The organism is Erwinia sp. Leaf53, assembly GCF_001422605.1.
GTDB lineage: Bacteria > Pseudomonadota > Gammaproteobacteria > Enterobacterales > Enterobacteriaceae > Erwinia.
This window is the reverse complement of record NZ_LMLK01000026.1, coordinates 16,934-37,893: the sequence shown is the minus strand read 5'-3', so window position 1 is coordinate 37,893 and position 20,960 is coordinate 16,934. Positions and strand designations below refer to the sequence as shown.

20 protein-coding genes and 1 pseudogene are annotated in these 20,960 nt (G+C 60.0%); 12 read left to right on the top strand and 9 right to left on the bottom strand.

Annotated elements, in window-relative coordinates; all coding sequences use genetic code 11:
• The first annotated feature begins 42 nt into the window (after positions 1-42).
• The 6 genes from ASF13_RS21040 to ASF13_RS21015 all read left to right on the top strand — a co-directional run bounded on the left by ASF13_RS21040 (position 43) and on the right by ASF13_RS21015 (position 7,965).
• Positions 43-1,383: an MFS transporter gene (locus ASF13_RS21040; RefSeq protein ID WP_056241306.1), complete on the top strand. Its 1,341-nt coding sequence runs from the start codon at positions 43-45 to the stop codon at positions 1,381-1,383.
• Between the two features lie 53 nt (positions 1,384-1,436).
• Positions 1,437-3,524 (top strand): hydantoinase/oxoprolinase family protein, encoded by a 2,088-nt coding sequence (locus ASF13_RS21035; RefSeq protein ID WP_056241305.1) that lies wholly within the window; start codon positions 1,437-1,439, stop codon positions 3,522-3,524.
• Positions 3,524-5,212, top strand: coding sequence for a hydantoinase B/oxoprolinase family protein (locus tag ASF13_RS21030; protein ID WP_056241302.1), 1,689 nt, complete (start codon positions 3,524-3,526; stop codon positions 5,210-5,212). The genes ASF13_RS21035 and ASF13_RS21030 overlap by 1 nt, the downstream gene beginning before the upstream one ends.
• Entirely contained in the window at positions 5,209-6,015 is an 807-nt protein-coding gene (locus ASF13_RS21025; protein ID WP_056241298.1) for an SDR family oxidoreductase, read from the top strand. The genes ASF13_RS21030 and ASF13_RS21025 overlap by 4 nt, the downstream gene beginning before the upstream one ends.
• 132 nt (positions 6,016-6,147) lie before the next feature.
• Positions 6,148-7,299, top strand: a complete 1,152-nt coding sequence (locus ASF13_RS21020) for a pyridoxal phosphate-dependent aminotransferase (RefSeq protein WP_056241295.1) — start codon at positions 6,148-6,150, stop codon at positions 7,297-7,299.
• A gap of 33 nt (positions 7,300-7,332) precedes the next feature.
• Positions 7,333-7,965, top strand: a complete 633-nt coding sequence (locus tag ASF13_RS21015) for a TetR/AcrR family transcriptional regulator (RefSeq protein ID WP_056241292.1) — start codon at positions 7,333-7,335, stop codon at positions 7,963-7,965.
• Between the two features lie 97 nt (positions 7,966-8,062).
• On the opposite strand, the gene ASF13_RS21010 is transcribed toward ASF13_RS21015, so the two are convergent.
• The 5 genes and pseudogenes from ASF13_RS21010 to ASF13_RS21000 form a co-directional block, all read right to left on the bottom strand.
• Positions 8,063-8,563 (bottom strand): hypothetical protein, encoded by a 501-nt coding sequence (locus tag ASF13_RS21010; protein WP_056241290.1) that lies wholly within the window; start codon positions 8,561-8,563, stop codon positions 8,063-8,065.
• Entirely contained in the window at positions 8,560-8,919 is a 360-nt protein-coding gene (locus ASF13_RS23855) for a tlde1 domain-containing protein (protein ID WP_072166467.1), read from the bottom strand. Before ASF13_RS23855 ends, ASF13_RS21010 begins: the two co-directional genes overlap by 4 nt.
• Positions 8,920-8,999: 80 nt before the next feature.
• On the bottom strand, positions 9,000-9,491 hold the full coding sequence (locus tag ASF13_RS21005) for a type VI secretion system tube protein TssD (protein ID WP_056241287.1): 492 nt from the start codon (positions 9,489-9,491) through the stop codon (positions 9,000-9,002).
• Positions 9,492-9,543: 52 nt separating this feature from the next.
• Positions 9,544-9,666: pseudogene (locus tag ASF13_RS25090) on the bottom strand (DUF2778 domain-containing protein); the annotation flags it as partial.
• A gap of 247 nt (positions 9,667-9,913) precedes the next feature.
• Positions 9,914-10,123 (bottom strand): YdgH/BhsA/McbA-like domain containing protein, encoded by a 210-nt coding sequence (locus tag ASF13_RS21000; RefSeq protein ID WP_056241284.1) that lies wholly within the window; start codon positions 10,121-10,123, stop codon positions 9,914-9,916.
• Between the two features lie 366 nt (positions 10,124-10,489).
• Between ASF13_RS21000 and ASF13_RS20995 the strand changes: the two genes are divergently transcribed.
• From ASF13_RS20995 to ASF13_RS20985, 4 genes are all read left to right on the top strand, one after another.
• Positions 10,490-11,755, top strand: coding sequence for an MFS transporter (locus ASF13_RS20995; protein ID WP_056241283.1), 1,266 nt, complete (start codon positions 10,490-10,492; stop codon positions 11,753-11,755).
• Positions 11,756-11,884: 129 nt separating this feature from the next.
• A complete protein-coding gene (locus tag ASF13_RS24535; protein ID WP_156365633.1) occupies positions 11,885-12,043 on the top strand; it encodes a hypothetical protein in 159 nt (52 codons plus the stop codon).
• A gap of 102 nt (positions 12,044-12,145) precedes the next feature.
• Positions 12,146-13,006 (top strand): hypothetical protein, encoded by an 861-nt coding sequence (locus ASF13_RS20990; RefSeq protein ID WP_056241280.1) that lies wholly within the window; start codon positions 12,146-12,148, stop codon positions 13,004-13,006.
• 235 nt (positions 13,007-13,241) lie between these two features.
• The gene (locus ASF13_RS20985; RefSeq protein WP_082502401.1) at positions 13,242-14,102 is read left to right on the top strand and encodes a sugar phosphate isomerase/epimerase; all 861 of its coding nucleotides are present in this window, start codon (positions 13,242-13,244) and stop codon (positions 14,100-14,102) included.
• A 278-nt stretch (positions 14,103-14,380) separates the two neighbouring features.
• Here ASF13_RS20985 and ASF13_RS20980 read toward each other — a convergent pair whose 3' ends face one another.
• The 4 genes from ASF13_RS20980 to ASF13_RS20965 all read right to left on the bottom strand — a co-directional run bounded on the left by ASF13_RS20980 (position 14,381) and on the right by ASF13_RS20965 (position 19,065).
• On the bottom strand, positions 14,381-15,361 hold the full coding sequence (locus ASF13_RS20980; RefSeq protein WP_056241277.1) for a LacI family DNA-binding transcriptional regulator: 981 nt from the start codon (positions 15,359-15,361) through the stop codon (positions 14,381-14,383).
• Positions 15,362-15,594: 233 nt separating this feature from the next.
• The gene (locus ASF13_RS20975) at positions 15,595-16,743 is read right to left on the bottom strand and encodes a Gfo/Idh/MocA family protein (protein ID WP_056241274.1); all 1,149 of its coding nucleotides are present in this window, start codon (positions 16,741-16,743) and stop codon (positions 15,595-15,597) included.
• A complete protein-coding gene (locus ASF13_RS20970; RefSeq protein ID WP_056241273.1) occupies positions 16,740-17,804 on the bottom strand; it encodes a sugar phosphate isomerase/epimerase in 1,065 nt (354 codons plus the stop codon). Before ASF13_RS20970 ends, ASF13_RS20975 begins: the two co-directional genes overlap by 4 nt.
• A 22-nt stretch (positions 17,805-17,826) precedes the next feature.
• Positions 17,827-19,065, bottom strand: coding sequence for an MFS transporter (locus ASF13_RS20965; RefSeq protein ID WP_056241270.1), 1,239 nt, complete (start codon positions 19,063-19,065; stop codon positions 17,827-17,829).
• Between the two features lie 379 nt (positions 19,066-19,444).
• On the opposite strand from ASF13_RS20965, the gene ASF13_RS20960 reads away from it, so the two are divergent.
• Both ASF13_RS20960 and ASF13_RS20955 read left to right on the top strand, forming a co-directional pair.
• Positions 19,445-20,353, top strand: a complete 909-nt coding sequence (locus tag ASF13_RS20960) for an SDR family oxidoreductase (RefSeq protein ID WP_056241267.1) — start codon at positions 19,445-19,447, stop codon at positions 20,351-20,353.
• A 176-nt stretch (positions 20,354-20,529) separates the two neighbouring features.
• Complete coding sequence (locus ASF13_RS20955; protein WP_056241263.1) at positions 20,530-20,925, top strand: YgiW/YdeI family stress tolerance OB fold protein; 396 nt, start codon at positions 20,530-20,532, stop codon at positions 20,923-20,925.
• Positions 20,926-20,960 lie beyond the last annotated feature (35 nt).

The following is a 20,960-nucleotide window of genomic DNA, read 5'->3' as shown; positions in this document are numbered from 1 at the left end:
CGCGCTGACCGGATTTCGTCAACACTGTAGCAGGGCACAACCATGAATAAATCTCAGGCAGTCCCGATGGATTACCCGATGCCATCAAAAGCGGCGGCACAAAACAGCGTGGTCAGGCGCGCGTCGCTGGCCGGTGGCGTCGGCTCCTTTGTCGAATGGTATGACTACGGCATTTATGGCCTGCTGGTCAGTACGCTGGTGCTGGTGTTCTCCTCCAGCGAGATGGGGATGACCGATGCCGGGCTGATGCTGACCTATCTCGGCTTTACCGTCAGCTTTGTGGTGCGGCCGTTTGGCGGCATTATCTGCGGTTACTTCGGCGACAAAATTGGCCGCCAGAAGCTGCTGGCGATCCTGCTGCTGATGATCTCGCTGGCGACCGCCGCTATCGGCCTGCTGCCCAGCTATCAGAGCATCGGCTGGGCGGCACCGGCGCTGCTGATTTTACTGCGCATCGTGCAGGGCTTCTCGGCGGGCGGTGAAGTCTCCGGTGCCGGGTCGTTTGTTGCCGAGTACGCGGAAGATCACCGCCGTGCGGTGGTGATGTCGCCGCTGGTGATGGGCTCGTTTATCGCGCTGCTGTTCGGCAGCCTGCTGATCAGCGGCCTGATCAACCTGTACGGCCCGCAGGCGATGGTGGCCTGGGTGTGGCGCGTGCCGTTCCTGCTGGCGATCCCGATGGCGCTGATCGGCGTCTATATCCGCACCCGCATTGAAGACACGCCGCACTTCCGTCTGATGAAGAGCGAAAAACGCGTGGTGGCTAACCCGCTGCGTGAGGTGCTGACCTCAAAGCGGCACCTGAAAGCCATCCTGCTGGCGATCACGCTGCCCGCCGTTAACGGCCCCGGCTACTACATTCTGTTCGTCTATATGCCGACCTATCTGAATAAGGTGATGCACTTTACCCAGGTGCAGAGCCTGATGGTGACCGCCTGCGGCCTGCTGACCATTATCGCCGCCATTCCGCTGATGGCGTGGCTCTCTGACCGGCTGGGACGCAAGCCGCTGCTGATTGCTTCGGCGATGGCGATGGCGGTGCTGGCGTGGCCGTGTTTCTGGCTGCTGACGCTGGGCATGCTGCCGCTGGCCTGTATGGCGGCCATCCTGCTGGCGCTGGCCTTTGCCGGGCACGCGGGAGTGATTCAGGCCGCGCTGGCGGAGATGTTTCCGACCACCGTGCGCTACAGCGCCTACAGCATCGGTTTTAACCTCTCCACGGTGATCTTCGGTGGCTCCGCGCCGCTGCTGATGACCTGGCTGATCGGCCTGACCGGCATCGCCAGCATCCCCAGCTATATGGTGATCGCCACCGCCGCGCTGACCCTGGTCAGCACCCTGTATCTGAAAGAGACCGCCGGTAAACCGCTGCGCGACGTATAACGGCGCGCCGGGCCAACCGAACACTCTGAACATTCTGAACATCTGAGGTCACTATGAAACAGGATTCACCCTGGCGCATGGGGTTTGATATCGGCGGCACCTTTACCGACCTGGTGCTGCTGAACGATGCCACCGGCAGCACGCTGCGCCATAAAACGCTGACCACGCCGCACGATCCATCAGAAGGCGCTTATACCGGCTTAACCGAACTGGTGGCGATGGCCGGGCTACAGGCCAGCCAGATCCACACCATCACCCACGGCACCACGCTGGCGATTAACGCGCTGCTGGAGCGGCGCGGGGCAAAAACGGCGCTGCTGGTGACAAAGGGCTTCCGCGATGTACTGGTGCTGGGCCGCGAATACCGCTACGACATCTACGACCTTAACGGCGCGCCCGCTGCGCCGCTGCTGCCGCGCTCTCAGGCGTTTGAAATCAGTGAACGGGTCACGGCTCGTGGTGACGTTGTCACGCCACTGGATGAGGCGGAGGTGGTCACGCTGGCCGCACGGCTGAAAAATGACGGTTACGAAGCGGTAGCGGTGCTGTGTCTGCACGCCTATGCCTGGCCGGAACATGAGCTGCGCATTGAAGCTATTTTGCAACGTGAACTGCCGGGCGTCTCGGTCTCCGTTTCGCACAAGGTCTCCCGCGAGATCCGCGAATACGATCGCGGCGTGCTGACGGCGATGAACGCTTTTGTCCAGCCAAAAGCCCGCCACTATATGGCGCAGCTGGAGCGCAAACTGCGCGACGGCGGCTTCACCTGCGACTGGCTGGTGATGGGCTCCAACGGCGGGCTGATGGCACCGCAGGTGGCCGCCGACTACCCGACGCGCATCATCGAGTCCGGCCCGGCGGGCGGCATTGTTGCCACCGCCGCCTTTGCGCGTAAAAACGCGCTCTCGCAGGTGCTGGCCTTTGATATGGGCGGCACCACCGCCAAAGCCTGCGTGGTACGCGGCGGCGTGCCGTCGATCACCACCGATTATGAGGTAGGCCGCGCCGACCGCCTGCTGAAGGGCAGCGGCCTGCCGGTCAAGCTGCCGGTGGTGGATATGATTGAGATCGGTGCCGGCGGCGGCAGCATCGCCCGCGTCGATCGGCTGGGGCTGCTGGAGATCGGCCCGGAGAGCGCCAGCGCCTTCCCGGGGCCTGCCTGCTACGCGCGCGGCGGCGAACTGCCCACGGTTACCGACGCCAACCTGGTGCTCGGGCTGCTGGATCCGGCTGCCTTCCTCGGCGGACGTATGCCGCTGGACGTCGACGCCGCGCGCCGCGCCATTGAACGGGTGGCGACGGCGCTGGGGCTGAGTATTGAAGAGACGGCGTGGGGCATCCACGAAGTGGCCAACAGCAAAATGGCCGAGGCGCTGCGCACCCACGCGGTGGAGAAAAACGTCAGCCCGCAGCAGATGACCATGCTGGCCTTCGGCGGCGCCGGGCCAAGTCACGCCTGGTCGCTGGCGCGCACCCTGCACGTAAAGCGGGTGTTCTTCCCCAACGGAGCCGGGGTTTACTCCGCCTTTGGCCTGCTGACCGCGCCGCCGGGTGCCGACTTTGTCCGCAGCGACCGCTGCCGCCTGCGGCCGGAGATGAGCATGACCACAATTAACGCACTGTTTGCCGAAGGCTTTGACGAGGCCTTTACCACCCTGGCCGCCGCCAGCATTGACCCGGCCACCGCGCAGGTACAAAGGATGGCTGACGTGCGCTACGTCGGACAGGGCTCGCAGCTGACCCTGCCACTGCCGGATGCCTTTATCACCGACGGTGACGGCGCGTCGCTGATCGCCGCCTTTGAACAGGCGCATCTGGCACGCTTTGGCCGCACGCTGCCGGGGCTGGAGGTCGAGGTCGTCAACTGGCGCGGCCGGGTGCAGACCGACGCGCCGCCGTTGTACACCCGTGACAGCGCCGATCCGCAGGCGCAGCAGGCAGAGGAAAAATCACTGCGCGTGTACCTTGGCCGCGAGGCCGGCTTCAGCGCCTGCCGGGCGATCCCACGCGCGTTACTGGTGGCCGGAGAGTCGGTGTATGGCCCGGCGCTGCTGCAGGAAAAAGAGTGTGCGATTTTTGTCGGACCGGGGGCGGTCGCGACGCTGGATGAACAGGGCAATATCCTGATGGAGCTGAACTGATGAGCATCACAACCCACGACAATCTGCGCTTCCTTAACGATCCGGTGGCGTTACGCATCACCTGGGACCGGCTGGTCAGCATCTCGGAAGAGGCGGCGGCTACGCTGGTCAATATGGCCTTCTCCAGCATTATCCGCGAGGTGGGCGATTACTCCTGCCTGCTGATGGATGCAGAGGGCAACTCGCTGGCGCAGCCGAAGGCCAGCGTACCGGTGTTTATCGGCACGCTGCCGGCCACCGTTCGCCATTTGCTGGCGAAATACCCGGCGGAGACGCTGAAGCCGGGCGACAGCCTGGTCACCAACGATCCCTGGCTGGGCACCGGGCACCTTAACGACGTTACCATCGTCACCCCGGTATTCCGCGACGGCCGGCTGGTCGCCTTTACCGGCGCGGCGGCGCATATGTCAGATATCGGCGGCTCGCTGAATATGGGCTCCTCACGCGACATGTTTGAAGAGGGGTTTCTGATCCCGCCGAGCAAGCTGGTCCACGAGGGAGTCATCAACCAGCAGCTGTTGGACCTGCTGCTGGCCAACGTGCGCGCCCCGGATCAGGTGGAGGGTGACCTGCACGCCATGCTGGCCGCCAACCAGATTGGTGCCAGCGGGCTGCTGGGGCTGATGGACGATCTGCATCTCGATTCGCTGCAGCCGCTGGCAGAGAAAATCCACGCGCTGACCGAACAGGCGATGCGCAAGGCGATTACGGCGGTGCCCGATGGCCGTTACCAGGCCGCGGTGGATATTGGCGACTACGAGGGTGATATCCACCTGAATGTGACGGTGATCGTCGAGGGCAGCAATATCACCATCGACTACGCCGGTTCGTCGGCCGAGTCGCTGTTTGGCAGCAACTGCCCGATGTCCTTCACCTACGCCTACAGCGTCTATCCGCTGAAGTGCCTGCTGGAGCCGCACCTGCCGAACAACGAAGGCTGCTTTAAATCGATTCGCGTTACCGCGCCGGAAGGATCGATCGCCAACGCGCGGCCACCCTGCGCGGTGGAGATGCGTAACCGCGTCGGCCATATGGCCCACGCGGCGATCTTCAGCGCGCTGGCAGAGATTATGCCGGAGCGGGTGATGGGCCACTCCGGCAGCGCGCCGGTGACCTGCGACGTGTTCGCCGGGCAGTTTGACGACGGTCGCCGCTTTGTCGAAAGCCTGTGCGTCAACGGCGGCACCGGCGCCCGCCCGGCGGCGGACGGCATCGTCACCGGTTTCCCTGGCAATATGTCCTCCACCCCGGTGGAGCTGATCGAAGCCGCCACGCCGCTGCTGTTTCTGGAAAAGGCCCTCGTGCCGGATTCCGGCGGTGCCGGGCGCTGGCGCGGCGGCGTGGCGCAGCGCATGACCATCCGCAACACCAGCCGCTACCCGCTGTCGCACAGCATGTTCTATTCGCGTCAGAAGCACCCGGCGCAGGGCGTGCTGGGCGGCGAGGCCGGTGCACCGAACCTGATTGCGCTGAACGGCCAGCCGCTGGCGAAACCGGTCGGACGGCATGACGTGCAGCCTGGCGATGAGATTACGATTCAGATGCCCGGCGGCGGCGGCAAGATGCCGGTGGCGGAGCGCAGCCGGGAAGCGATCCTGTTCGATCTGCAGGAAGGGTATATCAGTGCGGAAGGCGCGCTGCGGGATTACGGCATTGCGGCAGAAACGCTGCTAAAGGAGGCAAAATGAACGGGCAAACGCTGAAGGGACAGGTTGCGCTGGTGACCGGGGCGGGCAGCGGTATCGGCAGAAGCAGCGCCGCCGCACTGGCGGCCGCCGGAGCGCGCGTGGTGCTGGTCGGCCGACGGATTGAGGTGCTGGAAGGGGTGGCGGCGGCGCTGCGCCAGCAGGGCGGTGATGTCTGGCCGCGCGTCTGCCATATCGAACGTAAAGCGGAGGTCACGGCGCTGATCGCTGCGGTTGAAGCCGAACTCGGCGCGGTGGATATTCTGGTCAATAACGCCGGCAGCGCCAGTAAAACCCTCAACGCCCGCTGGATTGAAGAGCAGGAGTGGCAACAGGTGCAGGACGTCAACCTGAAGGCGGTATTCCTGCTCACCCAGGCGGTGCTGCCGGGGATGCTTAAGCGCGGCGCGGGCACGGTGATTACCGTCTCCTCGCTGGCGGCGCTGCGCCCTAATCTGCTGGGCGGGGCGGCCTACGGTGCCGCCAAGGCCGGGGTACGCAACTTTATGGCCTACCTGCACAACACCTACCGTAACGACGGCATTCGCGCCACCTGCATTCTGCCGGGAGAGGTTAATACGCCGATTATGAACAGCCGCGCCAGGCCGCCGGAACAGGCGGTGCGTGACGCGATGGTGCAGCCGGAAGACGTGGCAGAGGCGATCGTGCTCTGTGCGTCGCTGCCGCCCCGCACGGTGATTGAAGAGTTGCGCATTGCGCCGACCCGACTGCGTGATATCTCCGGTGATCTTGAGATCAGCCGCTGGCAGGGCGCGCCCGCCGACTGTCTGAGTGAACGCGAATAACGCCCTTCAGAGCAGTTTCATCAGGCGTCATTGTCGCAGCCCGTTTGGATTCAGACAGCGCGGAAACACCGTAGCTTAGGCGAAATACAGCAGCCTGATGCGTCAGGCTCTTAACCTGTTCAGGGGTAACTTATGTCATTAAAACCTTTCAGCCCGGCCGAGGCCGTGCTGCGTATCGAACGCACCTCGCTGCGCGTGCAGCAACCCGCCTCCGGCGCGGAGATGATCTCACTGGCGATGGGCGAACCGGATTTTGACACGCCGCCGCGTATCGTTGCCGCCGCCGCCGATGCGCTGCGCGACGGCTACACCCACTACGCGCCGCTGCTCGGAGAGAAGGCGCTGTGCCAGGCGCTGGCCGCTGAGATTGAGTCGCACTCGGGCGTGGCGGTAAAACCCAGTGAAGTGCTGGTGACCCACGGCGGCACTGCCGGGCTGGCCGCCGCCATTCTCTCTATCGTTAACCCCGGCGACCGGGTGGTGATCCCCGATCCGACCTATTCGCTGTATGCGGACCTGGTGAATATGGCCGGCGGGATTTGCGTGCCGATGCCGTGTAAAGCCGATCTGCACTGGGATCTGCAGCGCCTGGCACAGACGCTGGAAGGGGCGGCGCTGTTTGTCTTCTGCAACCCCGGCAACCCCACCGGTATCGTTCACAGCCGGGAGGAGATCGAAACGCTGGGCGCGCTGGTGCAGCAGCACAATATCCGGGTGATTGCCGATGAAGCTTACAGTGACCTGGTATTTACCGACCGACCCTTTACCTCGGTGCTGCAGGTGTCGGCGTTCAGAGGCCGCACGCTCTACTGCCAGACCTTCTCAAAAAGCTATGCCATGACCGGCTGGCGCGTCGGCTATCTCTCCGGCCCGGCAGAGATGATTGCGGCGGCGGCGCGGGTACACAACACGGTCAACGGCTCGGTAAATACGGCGGTACAGCGCGCGGCACGGGTGGCGCTGACCGAGTGTAAAGATGACGTGCAGCGGATGGTGGCAGTCTACCGCCAGCGGCGGCAGCTGATGATGGATGGCCTGCACGCCATCCCGGGGCTGACCCTCAACCCGCCGGAAGGGGCGTTTTACTGCTTCCCGTCCTATGCGCTGCCGATCCCGGCCATCGACCTGGTGGCGATGCTGCGCGAACAGGGCATTGCCGTGCGGCCGGGCAGCGAATTCGGCGCGGCGGGTGAAAAACACCTGCGCCTGTCTTATGCTGCCAACAGTGAGGCCATCACCGAAGGGGTTAAACGGCTGAAGCGCGGTCTGGCGTTGTTAGGCTAAGGCATTGTAAAGTCATCACGGACAGGAATTAACATGGCGAAAATAATGCGCAGTGATACGGAGAGGAACCGCAAAAACCTGATCCAGGCGGCGGCCAGGCTGTTCGAGGTAGCCGAAGGGCCGATCAGCATGACCGAGATCGCCCGCGAAGCCGGGGTGTCGGTGGCCACCGCCTACCGGCAGTTTGCCTCGGTGGAGGAGGTGCTGAACACCTACCGTCAGGACGTTGGCCAGCTGCTGCTTGAGTTCAGCGAACGTCAACAGGGCAGCGGGGTGCAGCGGCTGGAGAGCATCAGCCGCTACTGGATCAAACTGGTACGCGAGCGCGGCGCGGCGATGGTGCCGATGCGTAACCGCCGTGGCTACCTGGCCCGCTTATGGGAAGGCGCTGACTACCTGCTGGTGCAGGCCAACGCCGTACGCCCGGCGCTGCGGGACGCGCTGCAGGAGCAGTCGCTGCCGGATATCGGGGACAAGGCGGTGTTTCTGTGGAATATCCTGTTTGACCCGCGTGAGATCTTTGACCTGATCGACACCGTCGGCCTGAGCGAACAGCAGGTCGGCAGCCAGCTAATGGCGGTGCTGCTGGGCGGGCTGCGTGGGTTTGCTGAGGGGCAGGGGGGAAACGCTGAAGCTGCCAGCCACTCTGCAGACCGCGTGAAGTAAGTCATTATCCTATCATTGGGCACGGAGGCCCGATGATTGCGCTTTTCAATCTGAATATCATGCAGACTTTGTCTGGAGTCATGGGCATTGAGTGAACTCAGTTGTCCTCGTGATACTCGTCGGACTGCCCAATTGTACTGACTATCTTATCCAGGCAGGCTTTGCCATTGGGCACATTATACAGGGCCCGTATCGCATCCACCACGTACTGGTTTAGTTCGATTTCATTCATTGAGTAGAAGGGTAAACTGCAAACGTTAACCATCGCGAGAGGAGGATATCGTTCGCTGGTAATAGCCAATACGCCCGTTGGATTATGCGGTATTGCCAACCCTAAGGCTGAAGACAGGGACTCAGCAGAATCTGCGTCCGCTCCCGGCGCAAGCTGTGCCGCTAACTGCAGCCAGCTCTGGTCGCCTTGTGCAATCTTCGAGGTCACTAACAGCCACTCTTTTTCATTATTGGCATATAGCTGGGCGATGGTTTTTTTGGGGCCGAGAGTAGTGATTTTTTTTTCAAGTTCAGAGATGTCCGTGGTGGCTGTACCACCGAACGAGACAATAGTAAGTAACAACGCTAAATATCTGATTTTCATCATCGTACCACCAGAATGGAGTCGCCACTGTTTACAATTCGTTGCCTCCTTGCAACGCCATCAATAACAATGCAGCCTTGAGAAGCATTGTGGGCTCCAGATTTGCTACCGCCATGAATTCTGAACAGATCGCGGCCAAAAGTATTGGTGCCAAGAATCGGCTCAAGAATAATTGTTACTTGTGTGATAGTGTTATGAGATCCTGCTATTCTGTAGTGCCCTTTTGGAATCGGACCTACACCAGTCTCAGTTTCTTTTTCAGGATTGTTCTCACCAATCCCGGCACCACTGTATCCTTGGGCAAAAAATTGACCATTATGCGTCAATACACCAGTTCGTTGCGAGTATTTCCATGTCATATGAACATTCCTTGTGTGCATTATTTATGGCTAAGGAGGAGAATGCATCAATTAACTCCGGCCCTCAGCGTTAAATCTCTTCAGGCTGACTTCCTTTCATCCCAGCTATCTGAGTGTATTATATTCCCCATTAGATATTTCCAAGTGATTTTACGATAACGGAATTCTATCGCCTCCATGTGATTAAACTGTTTCTTTGTTTCATCTTTGATGTCATGCATTACTGGTAATATCGTTACAACTTTGACGTCTTCCAGTAACGTGTTGAAGTACTCCTCTTCCTGTCCGGCAGTATTAATTTGAAAAAATTTAAGTTCTGCCGTTCTGAAAGTCCTTCCGCTGGTTAATGCCTTATAAAGCCAGGGTGAAGAGCAATCAATCTCTTTTTCAATAAGATACGAAAGATGGTTTCGCATTCCTGAAATTTCCCCTGTCAGATCATCTGTTGGCAGGAATACACCATGATGTAGGCCAAGAACTTCAATGCTTTTTTCACGACCCCGAATATCAACGCCGCCCTTGACGATATTTCCAGCATCGTCAGTTAAAAATAAATATACAGGTATTGCCATATTTATTGTCCTTAATTACATGAGTGTATTTATAACACGCAATACGTTAACCTTAAATGGTCCAGGGGCCCTTATGATTGTCATATCCCGATATTCTGTAATGGCCCTTCGGGATAGGGCCGGTGTTGCTGACATCGTCCATTGATGGATTGTTCTTACCTGAGTCTTTACCGCTGTAACCCTGTGCGTAGTGCTGGCCGTTGTGTGTTAACTCACCTGTTCTTTGTGAATACTCCTACGTCATATGAGACTCCTTCCTGTGTTTAAACATCCGTTTTCTCCTTATCCACCGCCAGAAGTGAGGTTGGTGGATAAGGACTACTGTACCGCCGTATATTTTAAAAACTATTGTAGAAACGCCGAAAACGACAAAAGCCCCATCAGGGGCTTTCGTCGCAGTGTAACGTGTAGATGTTAAACGCTTATTTCACCAGTTCAGCCGTCATATAGGCACCGTTGTTCTGGCGGGCAGATGTGATTTTGTAGCTGGTGCCGGCCTGCTGTGCCTGAGCGGCGATTTGCGCTTCGGCGGCGTCCAGCGTAGAGGCGCTGACGCTGATGCTCTGGGCAAAGCTGGTTGAAGCGAACAGGGTCAGGGCGGCAACTGCAACGAAAGTTTTGATTGTTTTCATGGTCATTTCCTCAGAGATTATTGTTTGTAGTAAGGCGTTTCGCCTTGATGTGATAAATAATAGTCCTGTTCATGGGGAAGGAAAAGCGGAGGGTTTTGTTGATATCTTTCAAATAAACTGAATGACAATACCCTTCTGAATGACCTTCTGAATCAAACACCAGCAGCCAGGCTAGCTCCACACAATCCGCTCTCTGCCGGTCGCCACGGACTCGACACTTTTTGTCACATCCTTATAACAAACAGTGCGCTAGCGGGGCGGACTTCTCTGGCATAATCTTGCCCGCCGGGAGAAACCGGCAATCATAACAATGAAACGACATCGCTCACCGGCCGCTGGCCGGGGCACTTTCAGGTAAGGATCCGCATGATTTCCCGTCTTTCCCCGGCGCAGAGCGACGACTCGCTGCTGCGCCAGAGGCCGTTTGTCGCGTTCTGGCTGGCCCGCACCTTCTCCTCATTCGGTTTCCAGATGTTCTCCGTGGCGGTCAGCTGGCAGATCTACGCGTTGACCCAGAGCGCCATGGCGCTGGGAATGATCGGGCTGATGCAGTTTTTACCCTCGGTGCTGCTGGCGCTGCCGGTCGGCCATATGGCCGATCGCTATGACCGCCGCCGCCTGGCGCTGGCCGGGCAGCTGCTGGAGTGGCTGGCGCTGCTGGCGCTAACCCTGCTGACCCTGCTGCACTGGCCGGAAAAAACCGCGCTGTGGGGGCTGGTGTTTCTGATTGCGGTCGCTAAGGCGATTGAAGGCCCGGCGATGCAGTCGATGCTGCCCTCTCTGATACCGGCACCCTTGCTGGCGCGGGCCACCGCGGCGGCGGCGGTCAGCGGCCAGAGCGCGGTGATCCTCGGGCCCACGCTGGGCGGCCTGCTGTACGTGGCCGGGCCGGAGGTGGTGTACGGCGTCTCGGCGCTGTTTTATCTGCTGTCGATCGTGATGGTTGCCCGCATTCACTACGTGCGCCCGCCGCAGCCGCGCCAGCCGGCCACGCTGAAAAGCCTGTTCGCCGGGGTGACATTTATCCGTGAACGTCGTGACGTGCTGGGGGTGATCTCACTCGATCTGTTTGCCGTGCTGCTCGGCGGAGCCACCGCGCTGCTGCCGATTTTTGCCCAGGACGTGCTGCATACCGGCCCGTGGGGGCTGGGGCTGCTGCGCGGTGCCCCTTCGGTGGGCGCGCTGCTGGTGGGGGTGTGGCTCAGCCGTAACCGGCTGGAGAAAAACGTCGGGATGATTATGTTCGGCTCGGTGGCCGGTTTTGGCGTGGCAACGCTGGTGTTCGCGCTCTCCACCCAGCTGTGGCTGTCGCTGGTGGCGCTGGCGCTGCTCGGCGGTTTTGATATGGTCAGCATGGTGATCCGTGGTGCGCTGGTGCAGCTGGACACGCCGGACGAAATGCGCGGGCGGGTGAATGCGGTGAACAGCATCTTTATTAATACCTCGAACCAGCTCGGCGAGTTCGAATCGGGGATGCTGGCGGCGCTGATGGGCGCGGTGCCTGCCGCGGTGCTGGGCGGGGTAGGCACGCTGGTGGTGGTCGGCGTGTGGATGACGCTGTTCCCGCACCTGCGCCGGCGGCAAACGCTGGAAAATGAGGCTGCGGCATATAATCGGGTCACCGGAAACTGACTTAACGCAGTCGCAGCTGGTTGCTATTCTGGAACGGTTTTTACATCCGAATACGGTTTGCAAGGCGTTATGAAATTGCGTATATTTGAAATTCGAGGCAAACGCCCACACGGTTAATCGGTAAATACCATGTCAGCTAAAGATGCAAAAATCAGTCATCAACGTGAGTATCAGCAGCGTGTCGAAGCTGTCCGTAATGGTCAGCAACCTGGCAGCGTGATGCAAAAACGTCCCGCTGGTATTGTGCCTGCGAAAAACGCCCGGAAGGTCACTTTCTTCTCAATGTAAGCCATCACGCATTATCCCGGCTGGTATGACAATGTTACAATGAGCCCATCTTAACCGATGGGCTTTTTTATGACTAAAACATCGATACCTCCGGAAGATCAGATGGTTAAACTCAACCGCTATCTGATTAAAAACGCTCACCAGCTCCCGTCGCCTGTGATCACCGTTGGCGGTCAGGCTGTCATGTACTGGTATGCCACTTATATGGATGCCTATCCGGTTCAGCCTGAGATGACGTATATCACGTCGATAGATGTTGACTACGTTTCCCGAAGGGAAGGGGTGGAGCCGATCGCCCGGATTTTCAATGTCGATGCCCGCGTGCAGGAAATTTTTAACCCGCCTTCGATCGCCGTGCTGAACCTTATTGATAAAGACACCGGTAAAGTTAAAGAGGACGAACAGGGGGTTTTCCTCAATGAGAGGGTAAATGAACCTAATGTGGTCGATATTATCGACAGGCCGAATGGTTTTGAGCCGGGGGATTTCGTCGGAGAAAAACTGCTGCTGAATACAGAACCCTATCTTGTCATGCCAGAACAGCATGGGGACGAAATGAGCAACGAGCTGGTGCGCGTCCTTAACCCTATTGCCTGTATCCGATCGCGTCTTTCAAATGCCACGGTTCCGATGGGTAAGGACAGACTGACAGAAGTAGCTCGTATAAAAGTTCTGGCGCTGCCTGTCTACAACTTCCTGCTGAACAAGATAGAAAACCTGCCTTTCAGAGAAAGCCGAAAGTATGTCGATTATTACTGTTCGATGATCTGGAAGCGGGGCTACCGCAGATTCCAGGTCGAACACAATATCCCGCTTTATATCATTGTGGCGCAGTTGCTGTCAGAGCTGGCGGAGTCACCCGCTGATTATGACGTTCCAGAGGCATTTTATACCCAGGAACTGCCGCGTACAGTGGACTATCTTCACAAAGAGTTTGAAAGGATCGCCGCGATTAATCCGTGATAAGGCATGCGGAACCACCGGTAGCGCTTCTTATTGACTACGGCCAGAACAGGCAGAGGAGCCAGCGGGCGCTTCTGTGATCGGCTTCATAAATTACAGCATTAACTCTAAGCCGCACGATGGCGTGCTTGCCAGCAAACCTCTGCTGCCAGTAGCATAAGTAATCGATTACATTTATCAAATCAGAAAAGTAATCGATTACTTTAGGCATCTTACCCTACAATAAGGATTTCCCATGGCTCGCGTAAACCTCATCACCGGCGGCGTGTTGTTCTCGCTGTTATCCTTCACCAGCCTGGCACCGGCCGTCGCCAGTGAGACCGCCGCCAGAGAGCACCTGGCGCTGCAGATGTACACGCTGCGCAACGTCGGCACGCTGGAGCAGCAGTTTGCTCTGGCGCAGCGGAGCGGCTTTAGCGCGGTGGAGCTGGTCGGCAACCACGGCGTCAGTGCCGGGCAGATGCAGGCGCTGCTGAAGAAATATCAGTTAAAGGCCATTGCCGATCACGTCCAGCTGGCGGAGCTGCGCAGCAACAGCCGCGAGGTGGTGGCGTTTAACCAGGCGGTAGGCAACTCGCTGCTGGTGATGCCGTGGCTGAAACCGGAAGAGCGGCCGACTTCGGCCGAAGGCTGGAAAAAACTGGCACACGAACTGGACGCGCTGGGCGGTCAGCTGCGTCAGCAGGGGATGACGCTGGCCTACCATAATCACGACTTTGAGATGAAAAAGTATGACGGCAAAACGGCGCTGGAGATCCTGCTGGACAACAGCCAGCCCGCTAACCTGCAGCTGGAGATGGATGCCGCCTGGGTGTCACGCGGCGGGCAGGATCCGGTGCGGCTGCTGAACAAATATGCCGGGAGAGTGGTGGCGATCCACGCCAAGGATAACGCCGGCATCGGCATTCGCGATGACGAGATGAATTTTGCCCCGGCGGGCAGCGGGCTGCTGGCGTGGAATGAGGTGCTACCGGCGGCGGTAAAGGCCAACACCCGCTGGTTTATCGTCGAGCACGACCTGCCTAAGGATCCTCAGGCGATTATCGTGCAGGCCAACAGTTACCTGGTCAGCCAGCTGAAGACGCTGGAGAAATAAGTCAGCAGGCAGGGTTCGTGTGCTGAACGTTGCGTGTTCAGTCCGCTGCAAAGCTTGAGGATGCATTCAACGGAAGTTTTATCGCGAATGCATCTGCTGATTCGCCGCGTGAAGAAGTGCTAAGCGTTGCCGTCCGGTTCGAAATCGGCAAGGCGGATAAAGAGCAGAGCCGCCAGCACAAAAGCTAAACCAACCAGCCAACAGGCCCAGAGTCGCCACTTTCTTATCAAAACACTATCCTCTCTTTCGTGACGGTGTCACGCTGACCTGCTGACCCGTCAGGCCGATCCCCGCGCCAGGTAGCGCCAGGCCAGCGTAGTGTGCTGGGCCTGGCTGTCCGGGTCGTTGATGTTGTTCAGCAGCAGCAGCACCGCCTGGCGGCCAATCTCCTGCGAGGGTTGTTCAATGGTTGAGAGCGGCGGCGAGGTGAGGTGGCCCAGCTCGGTGCCGTCAAAGCCGATCACCGCCGTCTCTTCGGGCACGCGAATGCCCGCCTCGCGCAGGGTAGCGATCGCCCCGGCGGCCAGCGTATCGGAAACGGCAAAGACCGCATCCGGGCGCTGGCCGTGCTGCAACAGCTGTGCCATCGCCGCTTTCCCCGCCTGGTAAGTCAGTTCGCTGGCGTAGGCTACCTCAGGCACCGCCTGCTGCTGCTCTGCCAGCACGTCGCGGAAACCCTGTTCACGCTGCTGGGCATATTTGTAGGTCAGATCGTGATTGATCATCGCCAGCTGCCGCCGGCCGCCGGCAAGGAATTGCTCTGCCACAAAGCGTGAGGCCTGGCGATCGTCGATGCCGACGGTGGAAACGCGCGACGCCTCGTCGTATTCGGCGCACTGCACCCAGGGGGCATCGCCGATCAGGTTTTGCAGTCCGGGCAGGGCGGCGAGGGCGTCCATGGTGATCACCCCGTCGACCATCTTGCCGGAGAGCAGCTGCAGGCTGGACTGGGAACGGGCGAGATCGGAGCCGGAGTTGCACAGCAGAATGCGGTAGCCGTTTTTTTCCGCCTCGGCCTCAATGCCTTTGACCACATCGGCGCAGAACGGGTTAGCAATATTGGAGACCATCACCAGCAGCATATTGCTGCGCGCGGTACGCAGCTGGCGCGCCAGCAGGTTGGGCTGGTAGTTGCTCTCTTTGATGGCGTTAAGCACGCGTTCACGATTCTGCGGCTTTACCGTACCGAGATTGTTGAGCACGCGGGAAACGGTGGCGACGGAGACGCCCGCCAGGCGTGCAATTTTTTGAATCGACATCCCGATAACTGTCCCTGCTGATGAGTTAAAAACAGGGTAACACAGTTCCTGATGCCGCTGTATTCAGGATGGCAGGGCACCGGGCTGGCCTGCCCGTAACGATCCCCCGTGATGCAGAGCCGCTTCAGCCTGCTGCCGGGGGAGTCTGCAACGTTTTTAGCGGCTCACCGGCCGGAGCCTGGCAGACTTTCCCCGCCGGGGCGGGGAAACGAGCGCAGCAGGGTGGCAGGTTGTCAGTCCGCCACCTTCACCCAGCGCTGCTGTTGATGGCTCTGCACCATCGCCTCGATGATACACATCACGTTGGCTCCGTCGTGGAAGCTGGCAAAGTTGCCCGCCGCCGCGCTATCGCCGTCGCGGATGGTGCTGTAGAAGTTGAGCAGCATATTTTTAAACGCGTCCGGCCAGCCCTCAATATGCCCGCCGGGGAAGTGGGCGGCGGCGGCGATATCCGCATTAAGCAGCGACGGATCGTCGCTCAGCAGCTGGTCAGGCCCGTCGCGGCGGCCGATCCACAGTTTCTGCGGCACCTCCTGGTCCCAGCCCAGCGACAGTTCGCTGGCGTTAACCTCAAACGCCAGCCGGTTTTTACGCCCGGCGCTGACCTGCGACACGGTCATGCTGCCCTTGCTGCCGTCGTCGAAGCGCAGCAGCACCGAGGCGAAATCTTCGGTCTGTACCGCCACCTCGTCGTACTCGGTCACCGCCTCGCCGCTGGTAAAGGTGCTCTGCGCGCCGCGGCTGGCCTTACGGAACGGGTGAACGATGGCGAAATCCGCCAGCACCCCGACGATTTTGCGTCCGGTGACAAACTGCAGCGTGTCGCACCAGTGGGAGCCGATATCGGCCACGGTGCGCGAGACGCCGCCCTGCTGCGGGTCGATGCGCCAGTTGAAATCGGTATCGTGCAGCATCCAGTCCTGCAGGTAGCTGCCGTGCACGGCAAAGATCCGCCCGGCCTGCTGCTGGCGGATCATGCTGGCCGCCTGCTGCACCATTGCAAACTGGCGGTAGACAAAGCTGACGCCGTGCACCACGCCGGCCTCTTCGGCCAGCGCCACCAGCTCCCGCGCTTCGGCGGCGGTCATGCATAGCGGTTTTTCCGAGAACACGTGTTTACCGGCCTGCAGGATCTGCCGGTTGATCGCCGCGTGCAGATGGTTTGGCGTGCAGTTATGCACCACCTGCAGCCCCGGATGTTGCAGCAGTTCGGCGACGTCGCCGTAGGCATGGGGAATATGGTAGCGGCGGGCTTTCTCCTCCGCGGCGGCCTGCGAGCTGTCGCACAGCGCCACCACCTCGACAAAGCCGAGGCGGCGAATGGCTTCGAGATGGGCCGGGCCGATAAACCCGGAACCGATAATGGCTGCTTTAATGGTCATGGCTGCGCCTCCAGGCCAAGCATGCGGCGAATGGCCGGCAGTTCGCTGCCGGTGACGGCGAAGTCGTCAAACGCCCGATCCGCCAGCGGAATCATCTGCCCGGCGATAAACCCTGCGCCTTCGGCCGCGCCGGTCGCCGCGTCCTTCAGGCAGCACTCCCACTCCAGCACCGCCCAGCCGTTATAGCCGTACTGCGCCAGCCGGCTGAAGATGCCCTTGAAGTCGACCTGGCCGTCACCCGGTGAACGGAAGCGTCCGGCACGTTCCCGCCACGGCTGATAGCCACCGTACACGCCGCAGCGCCCGGAGCGGATAAATTCGGCATCCTTGACGTGAAACGCTTTGATACGTTCGTGGTAGAGGTCGATAAACGCCAGGTAGTCCATCTGCTGCAGCAGCATATGGCTGGGGTCGAACAGGATATGGCAGCGTGGGTGGTGGTCCACCGCCGCGAGGAAGCGGTCGAAGCTGACCCCGTCGTGCAGGTCCTCCGACGGGTGCAGCTCGTAGCAGAGGTTGACGCCGTGGCGGTCAAACTCATCAAGGATCGGACGCCAGCGCGCCGCAAGTTCAGCGAAGGCGGTGTCGATCAGCGCCTCTTTGCGCGGCGGCCACGGGTAGAAGTAAGGCCAGGCCAGCGCGCCGGAGAAGGTGGCATGCGCGGTCAGCCCCAGCCGCGCCGAGGCCTGCGCCGCCTGCATCAGCACCTCAGTGGCCCACTGCTGGCGGGCGTGGCGGTCGCCGCGTACCGCCGGCGGGGCAAAGTCGTTAAAGGCGTCATCATAGGCCGGATGCACGGCGATCAGCTGCCCCTCCAGGTGGGTGGATAGTTCGCTGATGACCAGCCCGTGGCGCGCCAGCCGCTGCTGAATGTCGTCGCAGTAGGCCTGGCTGGCCGCGGCCTGCTGCACGTCAAAAATGTGCGGATGGTTACAGGGGATCTGCAGCGCTTTATAACCGAGGCTCGCCGCCCATGCGGCGAGGTTATCCAGCGTATTAAACGGCGCTTCCTGACCGATAAACTGCGACAGGAACAGACCCGGCCCTTTTAATGTGTTCATTGCACTCTCCTGAGGGTAAAAATTAGCGTTCTTCTTTGTAGCGGAACGAGAACAGGAAGATCACCGCGATAACCAGCGCGGCCACCGCCGGGATCAGCCAGAACGTCGTCCAGTCGGCGGGCTGGTGCGCCACGCCGGGGGTAAACAGGCGGTTGTACAACGCGCCGGAGATCTGTGAGCCGAGCAGCATGCCGATGCCGTAGGTGAACATGACAATCAGGCTCTGCGCCTGGCCTTTCACCTGGCTGCCGGCGACGCGGTCGGTGTAGATAAAACCGATCACGAAGAAGAAGTCGTAGCAGACGCCGTGCAGCAGGATGCCGGCGTAGAGCAGCCAGCGCGTCTCTTCGCTGACGCCGTAGGCGAACAGCACGTAGCGCACAAACCACGCCACCATGCCGATCAGCAGCATGTACTTCACGCCGAGCCGGCGGAACAGCAGCGGGATAATCAGCATAAAGAAGATTTCGGACATCTGGCCGAACGACATCGCGCTGCTGACGTCCGCAATGCCAGCATCGGACAGGAACGAAGCGGTAAAGGCGTAGTAGGTGCCCAGCGGCACCGAGATCAGCGTGGCGCAGATGGCAAAAATCAGGAAGTGGCTTTTCTTCAGCAGCGCGAAGGCGTCGGCGCACAGCAGGTCGCGCAGGGCGAACGGCTGGCCTTTGGCCGGGGCAGGGGTGTGCGGCAGCGTCATGCTGTAGGCCGCCAGCAGCACCGAACATACCGCCGCCAGCTGGAAGATGGCGGTACTGGCGGCAATGCCGCTGACGCCGATGCACACGCCGGCGACGATCCAGCCGATGGTGCCAAACACCCGCACCAGCGGGAAACTTTTTTCACTGTTACTCAGGCTGTGGAAGGCGATGTTATTGGTCAGCGCCAGCGTCGGCATGTAGCACAGGGTGTAGCCAAACAGCAGGCCGATCAACAGCGGGCCGTTTTCAGCGACTAACGCCTGTGGTACCAGCCATAAGAATACGGCACCGGCCAGGTGCAGCAGCGCCATCACCTTCTGCGACGGGAAGAAGCGGTCAACCACCATACCCAGCACAAACGGCGACAGGATTGAGGCGATCGGCCCGGCGGAGAAGGCGTCACCAATCAGCCTGCTGAGGTTGTGCTGGCTCATCACCAGGCCCAGCGTCACCGACCAGGTGCCCCAGATAAAGAACTGCAAAAACATCATCAGCGCCAGGCGCGGGACCAGCAGGCGATGTTGCCCGGCTGTATTCGTGTGTGTAGCGGAAGAAACCATTATCGGACCCCTTCTAAAGTAATCGATTACATTATTATCACAGGGCAAATGTAATCGATTACTTTTATGATTTCATATCGATCGTGTTGAAGTGCGAGGAGGATCACAATCAATATTTCTCGCCATTTGTGTCACCGGCGGGGTCTCAGACACAGTTTGTTACCTGCGCCTCTGGCGATGATGAGTGGAGGTTGAGAGCGGAGAATCAGCCTCGCTAATTTCCTTAAAGTATTATTTATCATTACCTTAATCTAAAACCACCCACTTAAAACAGCAGGGTTTACAGGGCAGCACGGTGATTATTTTGCCGCTCAGACCTTCCGCCAGCGGCAGCCTGTTCTAAGCTTTACCCTTCATTCGTCGCGACAAAGGAGTTCCCATGAGCCAGAAAACCGGTACTTTCAACTCACTTAACGCCACTAATGCCAGCACTTATCCCGTGCCGCCGTTTGCACAGCAGAAACAGCCGTTCCCCGGTCTCGCCAGCGAAATGCAGCCGCGCCCGGACCACGGTGAAACCTCTTATCAGGGCAGCGGCCGGCTGAGCGGTCGCCGGGCGCTGATCACCGGCGGTGATTCCGGTATCGGCCGCGCGGTGGCGATTGCCTTCGCCCGTGAAGGGGCGGACGTGGCGATTAACTACCTGCCGGACGAGGAGCAGGACGCACGCGAGGTGGTGGAGCTAATCCGCCAGGCCGGACGCAAGGCGGTGGCGATCCCCGGTGATATTACCGACGAGGCCTTCTGCCAGCGGCTGGTCAGTCAGGCCGTTGAGCAGCTGGGTGGCCTGGATCTGCTGGTCAACAACGCCGGACGTCAGCAGTTCCGTGAATCAATTCTTGACCTGAGCACCGAGGATTTTGACGCTACCTTCAAAACCAACGTCTATGCGATGTTCTGGATCACCAAAGCGGCGGTGCCGCACCTGCCCGCCGGGGCTTCGGTGATTAACACCAGCTCGGTGCAGGCGTTTAAGCCGAGTGAAATCCTGCTCGACTACGCGCAGACCAAGGCCGCGATCGTCGCCTTTACCAAATCACTGGCCAAACAGCTTGGCCCGCAGGGCATACGCGTCAACGCGGTAGCACCGGGACCATACTGGACGGCGCTGCAGGTGTGTGGCGGTCAGCCGCAGAGCAAAGTCGAGGAGTTTGGTGCCTCCGCGCCGCTCGGCCGCCCAGGCCAGCCCGCCGAGATCGCGCCGCTGTACGTCACGCTGGCCGCGGCAGAAAACAGCTACACCTCCGGCCAGGTGTGGTGCTCGGACGGCGGTACCGGCACCCTGTAATCTCTGGCTGTGGCGGCAACACTGCCGCCGCAGTCTTAGGCACCCGGTCATCTTCGCCTGCGGCGGTGTATTAAACGTCGCAGCCCTGGTCAACCTGTAATCTCCTGCTGCGGCGGCGATACTGTCGCCGCAGCCTCAGTCACATTATTCAGAACGTTCGCGACCAGGAGGTCAGCATGAAAAAAGTTTTGACCCTTGCCACACTGCTGTTGCTGAGCGGCGGAGCCCTTGCCGAAGAGGGTGGCGGGTTCCGCTCTGGCGAAGCGCCCCCGCCGCCGCACAAGCTGGACAGCGGCTATAAGGGCACCGAAGACACCAAAGAGAGCAGCGTGAAGGACGTGCAAGAGGCTAAAGAGGGGCAGTGGATGACGCTGGAAGGCTTTCTGATCCAGCACCACGGCGGCGACCGCTACGCGTTCCGCGATAAAACCGGCACGCTCAACCTGACCATCAGCCCGTCATCGTTTCGCGGCAAAGAGTTCTCCGCCGACGATCTGGTGCGCATAAACGGCTACGCGCGCGGCGAAGGCGAGAAGCGCTACCTTGAGGTTAAGGAGCTGGGTGAGCCCTGAGTGCGGATCCTAACCTCCTGGTTAGTCCGCGATTT

Coding starts and splice junctions, on each gene's coding strand:
- ASF13_RS20955 (WP_056241263.1), top strand. CDS start 20,530: ATGAAAAAAGTTTTGACCCTTGCCACACTGCTGTTGCTGAGCGGCGGA.
- ASF13_RS21005 (WP_056241287.1), bottom strand. CDS start 9,491: ATGGCAATACCTGTATATTTATTTTTAACTGACGATGCTGGAAATATC.
- ASF13_RS21015 (WP_056241292.1), top strand. CDS start 7,333: ATGGCGAAAATAATGCGCAGTGATACGGAGAGGAACCGCAAAAACCTG.
- ASF13_RS21010 (WP_056241290.1), bottom strand. CDS start 8,563: ATGATGAAAATCAGATATTTAGCGTTGTTACTTACTATTGTCTCGTTC.
- ASF13_RS21030 (WP_056241302.1), top strand. CDS start 3,524: ATGAGCATCACAACCCACGACAATCTGCGCTTCCTTAACGATCCGGTG.
- ASF13_RS20970 (WP_056241273.1), bottom strand. CDS start 17,804: ATGAACACATTAAAAGGGCCGGGTCTGTTCCTGTCGCAGTTTATCGGT.
- ASF13_RS20975 (WP_056241274.1), bottom strand. CDS start 16,743: ATGACCATTAAAGCAGCCATTATCGGTTCCGGGTTTATCGGCCCGGCC.
- ASF13_RS20990 (WP_056241280.1), top strand. CDS start 12,146: ATGGTTAAACTCAACCGCTATCTGATTAAAAACGCTCACCAGCTCCCG.
- ASF13_RS20980 (WP_056241277.1), bottom strand. CDS start 15,361: ATGTCGATTCAAAAAATTGCACGCCTGGCGGGCGTCTCCGTCGCCACC.
- ASF13_RS24535 (WP_156365633.1), top strand. CDS start 11,885: ATGTCAGCTAAAGATGCAAAAATCAGTCATCAACGTGAGTATCAGCAG.
- ASF13_RS21000 (WP_056241284.1), bottom strand. CDS start 10,123: ATGAAAACAATCAAAACTTTCGTTGCAGTTGCCGCCCTGACCCTGTTC.
- ASF13_RS21035 (WP_056241305.1), top strand. CDS start 1,437: ATGAAACAGGATTCACCCTGGCGCATGGGGTTTGATATCGGCGGCACC.
- ASF13_RS20960 (WP_056241267.1), top strand. CDS start 19,445: ATGAGCCAGAAAACCGGTACTTTCAACTCACTTAACGCCACTAATGCC.
- ASF13_RS20965 (WP_056241270.1), bottom strand. CDS start 19,065: ATGGTTTCTTCCGCTACACACACGAATACAGCCGGGCAACATCGCCTG.
- ASF13_RS21040 (WP_056241306.1), top strand. CDS start 43: ATGAATAAATCTCAGGCAGTCCCGATGGATTACCCGATGCCATCAAAA.
- ASF13_RS20985 (WP_082502401.1), top strand. CDS start 13,242: ATGGCTCGCGTAAACCTCATCACCGGCGGCGTGTTGTTCTCGCTGTTA.
- ASF13_RS21025 (WP_056241298.1), top strand. CDS start 5,209: ATGAACGGGCAAACGCTGAAGGGACAGGTTGCGCTGGTGACCGGGGCG.
- ASF13_RS20995 (WP_056241283.1), top strand. CDS start 10,490: ATGATTTCCCGTCTTTCCCCGGCGCAGAGCGACGACTCGCTGCTGCGC.
- ASF13_RS21020 (WP_056241295.1), top strand. CDS start 6,148: ATGTCATTAAAACCTTTCAGCCCGGCCGAGGCCGTGCTGCGTATCGAA.
- ASF13_RS23855 (WP_072166467.1), bottom strand. CDS start 8,919: ATGACATGGAAATACTCGCAACGAACTGGTGTATTGACGCATAATGGT.